At 39.5% G+C, this 6,599-nt stretch carries 5 protein-coding genes and 2 pseudogenes; 2 read left to right on the forward strand and 5 right to left on the reverse strand.

Annotated elements, in window-relative coordinates:
* Positions 1-2: 2 nt before the first annotated feature.
* Both AB4513_RS17420 and AB4513_RS17425 read left to right on the forward strand, forming a co-directional pair.
* Positions 3-365: a hypothetical protein gene (locus tag AB4513_RS17420; RefSeq protein ID WP_240800352.1), complete on the forward strand. Its 363-nt coding sequence runs from the start codon at positions 3-5 to the stop codon at positions 363-365.
* Positions 366-443: 78 nt separating this feature from the next.
* A pseudogene (locus AB4513_RS17425) lies at positions 444-629 on the forward strand (IS6 family transposase); the annotation flags it as partial.
* A 59-nt stretch (positions 630-688) separates the two neighbouring features.
* Here the strand turns inward: AB4513_RS17425 and AB4513_RS17430 are convergent.
* The 5 genes and pseudogenes from AB4513_RS17430 to AB4513_RS17450 form a co-directional block, all read right to left on the reverse strand.
* Entirely contained in the window at positions 689-1,162 is a 474-nt protein-coding gene (locus AB4513_RS17430) for a GNAT family N-acetyltransferase (RefSeq protein ID WP_016800590.1), read from the reverse strand.
* 1,617 nt (positions 1,163-2,779) lie between these two features.
* Positions 2,780-3,025, reverse strand: a pseudogene (locus tag AB4513_RS17435) (ISNCY family transposase); the annotation flags it as partial.
* A 164-nt stretch (positions 3,026-3,189) separates the two neighbouring features.
* A complete protein-coding gene (locus AB4513_RS17440; RefSeq protein ID WP_069592252.1) occupies positions 3,190-3,603 on the reverse strand; it encodes an H-NS family nucleoid-associated regulatory protein in 414 nt (137 codons plus the stop codon).
* 840 nt (positions 3,604-4,443) lie between these two features.
* The gene (locus AB4513_RS17445; protein WP_017101494.1) at positions 4,444-5,022 is read right to left on the reverse strand and encodes a DUF2913 family protein; all 579 of its coding nucleotides are present in this window, start codon (positions 5,020-5,022) and stop codon (positions 4,444-4,446) included.
* A 258-nt stretch (positions 5,023-5,280) separates the two neighbouring features.
* Entirely contained in the window at positions 5,281-6,405 is a 1,125-nt protein-coding gene (locus tag AB4513_RS17450; protein WP_102258346.1) for a hypothetical protein, read from the reverse strand.
* Positions 6,406-6,599 lie beyond the last annotated feature (194 nt).

A 6,599-nucleotide genomic window follows, 5' to 3' on the forward strand; every position in this document is an offset into this window, starting at 1 on the left:
AAATCCCAATAATACTTGAGTTATTTCAAATGAAACAAGAAGTACATAGGTTTGAGCTATCAATAAATAGCACTATCTCTGAAGTCTATGGCCACTTTACTAAGGCAAATAGTGACCAAAGCCTCGATAGAATGTTTGAAGGTCTTCAAAAAAAACTCAGGAAAATTACCTGCTCAGTGAGAGAGAGGGAGTGTACTCTCATTAATGTGTACATTGCATACGGCAGAAGACAAGAGGACTTTGATGGTAGAGGGAAGACTTGTAATTATTTTCCTACAAGGAGAATCGAAAGTATAATGAACACCCATTCTAACCTTTCGCCAGAAGACCTGCTAGGTGAGGCTTTACGATCTTTAGAGCACTGAGCTGGAACTTTAACGTTTTCTAGATTAGCGCATGATAGCTGAAAATATGAGCAAAAAAATTAAGAGTAATTACACCATGACAATGCGATAGAGTCAGACCATGCTCTAATCAAAAAGCTCATCGAAGCGATTCAAGGTCTTTAAAGGTTACGGATATTGAACAAGAGTCAATTTGATTTTTGGTTAAGCCGTGACCGGGCAGAGGTGAGAGTGCACGAGGGATCAGCGTTTTTGAATGAACTCTTCAATACATTTACAGTTTAAGTATAAAATGAGGCGGCCAAATAGCCGTCCCAGACACACCATCTGACTTGTTTATTCACTCATTCCTTTAAGCCAAAAATTAATTCAATTTCATCATCAAGTCTTCTGCCCGTTGGTATAAAACCAAGTTTTTGATAAATAGAGAGCGCATTGCCTTTTTCTTTATCCATCGTGGTCAGGGAGACGCCTTTTAAACCGATAATGGAAGCGTATTTCTTACTGAAGTTAATCGCTTGACTCCCCAATCCCTTTCCTTGGAAACGATGGTCAATCATGACGCGCCATACATATAAATGCTCCTTTTGAAAGTGTTCATCGTGTGTGTCCAGTATTCTAGGGTCAATCAGAGAGATCAGGCCCGCAGGTTTATCGTTTAAGTAAATACCATAGTTGATACTATCGTCGTTAAAACTGGCTTCTGCAAGCCACTCTGCGTTGTTAGCAATGAGTTGTTTTTGAGACTCTTCCACTGAGAGAGCAATAATGTCATCGATAATGGTATTGTTTATTTTTAAAAAGCTAATTTTATTCATGCTTATTTACCTTGGGTAGGTATTTCATTAAAAGTAACTGGCCAATGTAAGGATCTTGATAAGCTAATCTTGAGTTATCAAAATGGTAATGCCGCTTTTGTTCCTGTCATTTAACATAGGCTCTTCAACTATCTTATAGATCTCTTTATCTGGCGCATGCTAGAACTCGCCAATCGTTTTTCATTAAGGTATATAGTCACAGTAGAGTATGCTTTCTCAAACAATGAGGATGGAAGTTCTTGTTTCCTATTTTGTCTGCACCCATGACAGAAATATGAGTTCCAAGCGTTGCCCACGATGATTAAAAAAAAGGGTCCGTACAGTATTTTTGCAACAGTCCCGTTACAAGAACCAAAACAAAATCCCTGCTAGAGTGCTTACTAGTGTAATGAAAGAGAGCTTTAACGTGTTCTAAGCCAGTTACATGTTGTATGTCACTTATCAACTAAAATGGTGGCTCTTCTCTTACCGCCTTTGCACTCAACAGTGACGTTCACTCCATTGACGAGTGCTTTCTCATTATTCGCTCTGGCTCTCACATCGAGTTCAAATTTGGACAACGAGTTCGGTAAGCGCAAAAGAAAGAGTGCTGGTTACCCTTTTGCTTTGGTACAGGCCAAATCTTGATGTTATCGAAGATGGCCAATCGCAGTGCTAAAATAGACAAAACTCTGGAATATTGCAGCTAATGTTATCGAAAGCTATTCTGCACTATTTTTGTAGTTTGCGTAATTGGTGTAGCCAAACTCAACACCAATGATACGAACCGCCATATAAGTTTTAGCCCAGACCATTTGACGTATTATTCCGGAATCTTTTGTCTCTTACAGTATGACTTTGTAAGTAAAATCATTACATAATGAAAGCGTATTCACTAGGTTGCTAGTTCAAACCTTGATGCTTTGGTTTTTCTAATAGCGATAAGATGTCGCTCCTAATGAATTGATAGCAGAGTAGTTTCTTACGTCTAAAGCGGGACTTGATTGGCTGAACCAACGATAAATATAGGACGATTCACAATAATGCCGTGCTTGGCCGACATATCACTCAGATTGACATTACTCATGGGCGTTGATTAAGCGACTTTCCATACTTGTTAGAAGAATATTTATTACTTCTAAATCGTAGTCAATACAATGTTTCTAAAAATGACGTACTCTCTTACCTTTATCGTTTGGGTATAAAGAGAGTCGATTTAAAAGTGGGCAGTAAAACGTTGAATATTTTATAAAACTTTGACCAGAACGTTATATAAGGGCTTCAAGGAAGGTAATAACCTTAGTCTTTCGGTCTTTTTTATGACGTTGTCACAATGAAAGTTGGGTGAGGCGATAATTCCCCTCACTCAATTAGTACCTGAATATGATAACAATAAGGCCGATGGGTAGGAAAAGTCTAAAAGTTTCGTACAACGTCATACCATCCGGATGAAGGTGGACGTTAAGTGGGAAGGTGATGAAAGGGTTCCACATGACTCCGCGTTTAATCGAAGAAGGGACCTGTCGTATGACAAAAGAAAGTGCCGCGCCGTTTTTTTTTCTTATCCTTATTTTTTATTGATTTAACTATTTATCTCCCCACGCGCCGTCCTTTATTGATGGCCATTTACTTGCTCGGCTAATGAGAAAGTTGTGCTAGTTCGTCTTTATTCAATCCTGTGACATCCATAATGGCTTCCTGATCTAGACCATTAAGCATCATCTTGTGCGCCATCTCCTTGAGGGCTTTTTGGCGACCTTCTTGACGTCCTTCTTGGCGGCCACGTTGCTCGCCTTGTTGGCGCAATTGTTCTGCAATAGTCATAAGTGTTTTCTCGTGTTTCGGTACTGATGAGGCCAGTGACGTAATTAACGCCTCTAGGTTGATTTCTGTTCACGCATTCATTTTAAGATTGGCCAATGGGAGAGATATTTAAAGCGAGCTGACTGCCCTATAGAAACTAACCTAAACAAGGGCTCTGTTAGTTTCTATATGAATTCTGGGCCTCTTAATTGAGGGGGGTGTAGTGAGGGTTTTGAAAGAAGCGACTATTTCGCGATCAAGAAATCCTCAATTGATTTTCCAGCATCAAGCTGTTCTTGAATTATGGAAGGGGTGCGACCTTGACCGGTCCAGGTTTTTTCTATGCCGTTCCCGTCTGTGTAACTATATTTAGCAAGGCGAGGCTTACGTTTACCTTTTATTTTATTCTTTGATTGACCTGCTAGAGCTTCTATAAGAGCTTCAATATTAACACCATCGACCTTGATTTGCTTTGCGATTTCAGCGACTTTGGATTCTTGTTCAGCACGAGCTTCGCGCTCTACTTCTTCGCTCTCTTGGCGTTCAAGAAAGACGGTCGTTAACTTATTCAGTGCTTCTTCAAGTTCCTCAAGTGTTAATTCACGAGAGAACGCACGAAGCGAGCGGATATTAAGTAAAGTTTTTATCATTTCGGTCATGTTGAGTCCATTTACATTTAAATTGAGATAATATTACAAATCAATAAGATACACAAAAATTGTCGAAACACGTTTTCTCCAAAAATAGCGTTGTGAATATTCCCTCTTAGGCATATTTTTCTAAATATCAATGAGTTATTGCCTATCTTCATCCGAGAATGATGCTTTTTTAGGGTAAATAGTTCGAGCGTCGCTAAAGCTTATGGATTTAAAGTGGCTGTACTGAATATCTTTGATTAATTTAGTGTTCAAACTTTCATGAGTAAACGCACAGTAAATATGCAAGTTATTGATGGCTATAGAGGATAGAGCACTCTCAAGTTGAGTTTCAGTAACCATGTAGATCAAAGGGGGTATTTCGGAACATCTCATATAACCATCAACCTCGTCATAGCATGTTGATTATTGCATGTGTCTGCATAAAGAAAAGTATGAATAGTCCTAAACTCTTATTGTGTCTCTGCATTGAAAACTGGCGTCCGTAAGGTTTGGGTGAAATTTTCACCTACCACTAGGATGGAAGGCTCCGTGTCACAAGGTGAGTATCGCAGTATATTATACTAGACCTAAATCCGGATTTAGGTGGAAAAATGAAGAAGAGAATTGGACCCTATGCGCAAACCTAGCCTAGCTAATGCCAATTTTAAAAGGTTCATGCGTAAGCCAGAGTTGCGTATTGAAAAGCTCTCTCTTTATGACCTATTTGGTCAGACTGGCTTTGGGTGCGTTGTCATATGGGAAAGCTTTCAGTCAAGGTTGAAGATGGGTATTTAGTCGGACATTGTCTACCCAAGGTAAAACCGAGAAATAGAAAGGCACTATTCAATCGTATAATCGTTATCACTCTCGGTGCAATAAAAGGTGAATGACTTCATCTTTCTCTTCAGAGTCAACTTCAACGCGATAAAAGCCTTTGGCTTTTAGCGCTTCAATTAACGCTTCCAACCGATGGGTTTTCACCGTCATAGCCAGGGGTTTTATCTGGTTATTGTCTTCATCAAACCCTTGCTCTATGCTTTTTTCTTTCATGTAAAGAGTATCTCGTTCCATTTCTTTTGTGGGGTCTTCCAACATAGTTGGAAACTGATGCTGCTCAAATAATTCCGTTAACATGATATAGAGTTCATCAGCCTGTGAGAACTTGGCTTGATACCCGAGATTCAGTTGATTTACCTCCCACATTTTTTTTTCGAGGTTGCCTGTTACACTTCGGCCAATACTGATCATGGTTTTGAGTTCATTTTTACATGTCGAGAACTGAGGCCGTTTTACTTTTGGTTTGATGAATTTTACCAACAGTTCATTTCTTCTTTTCGTTGTCCAATATCCACCTTGTTGACTCATGGTTAAATACAGTGCGAGAAGCGCATTCGTCACGATCTCATCAAGGGCTTGATAGTGCTTAAGGTTTCGACTCATGAATTTATTCTTTCTCTTTAATTGAAGCTTCCTAGCTGTTTTTCACGATTTTAAATTGAGTGCGTAATCAGCGTGTATTAAGGCTTAAATAATAAGGCGCATTCAAAAATTAACGGGGAACGCGAACATATACCTGCTCAAACTTTAATGGCACCGCTCGTCGCAATCCCGTAGCTGGCGAAGCCAGTCGAAGGGTGAGCAAGCGGTATTTCGAACCTCTTAAACCACCATGATTAAGCCTCTTTTCTAGACACAGAATCAATAGAAGGTAAGAGATCCTAAATATTTTTTTAATTGATTGATACTGTTAACTTTTCTTATTCTTTTTTCAAGCGAGACTATCGAATCATCAATCATTTCAAGATACTTTTCCATTTTGGCTTGCGTCTTCTTCTTGCTTGGTGCTGAGAATTGTCTCCAGACTTGAGACTTAACTCCTTGTTGGCTAAAGATGTCACGGTGGGCCCGATTTAAATCCAGGAGCTTCATTTCGAGCAAATGCTCCATTCTCACTAAAGTTGTTTCATCAAGAAGGTGCTCAGAATCGGGGACATATTCTGTCAGCATTCGGACTAAGGTCATCACATCATTCTCTCGTTTGGCCACCGCCAGTTTCTGCATTAAACGATGTTTCTCTTCTTTCTTTAACGGGTCAGACTCTTTATCTGGATGGATAACACTCGCAATGCGTTTGTACATTTTGTTGAGTTGAGTACCTCGGAACATTTCTTTGATGTTAAGCGCGTCGTCGTCTTCACTCTCAAAATAATCGAATTCAAAATCGTCCCAATCGTCCTCATTTTGGGCCCGTGGTGAAAACGAGTCGTTATTATGTTTAACAAAAGAGGCCCATAAGGTACTGATAAAAGCTTCAATGGCGAATGGATCACCAGAAGCCAGAATTTCACGGATTTTTTTGTGGGGTAAATCAATATCAGCGCCGAACATCTCCTTCATGCCGTTTTCAAATTCTCGACAAGCTGCATTGAGCGCTTGCTGTTTCTCTTTCTGAAATACTTTATTATGATAGGTTTCATACTCTTCGCATAACGCCTCGACTTTGTCTCTATCATTGATAAAAGGGCGATCAAGCAATTCAATTAACTCCTGTTCAATCGCTTGCATCAAGCGATTGCGGATATTGGTTTTGAGTTTTTTTGAGGTCAAAAATGACATCAAGTGCTTAACCCAGGCACAGTGAAGATGGTCGAGCTTTTTATCATAGGGAGTCAGTTTATCTTTGTATTCAGAAAAAAGCTGATTGACCTTGAGCTCGGCCTTTTGATTACGCCGTTCATTTTTTTCAATCTTCCTCCAGAGCTCAGATAAATAATCCGACTGAGAATGTGGAACGTTGTTTGAGTGAAAAATAGGAAGTGTCATATCCGTCCTTTTCTCTTCTAGTAACCCATGTGTTTTTCTAGGCTAACAGCGTAAGAAGAGAAACACCTCGAAGTAATACTAATTTATGTTCCTTGAGTTTGAATTACCCTCTGACGCTGATAAATCGAAACGCTAATCTTAGTATTCAAGGGGCCATTCATTTTGTAAAGCAGTAAGCTTAAGCGGCTGAATAA

Source organism: Vibrio sp. 10N.222.54.E6 (assembly GCF_041473955.1).
Lineage (GTDB): Bacteria > Pseudomonadota > Gammaproteobacteria > Enterobacterales > Vibrionaceae > Vibrio > Vibrio tasmaniensis_A.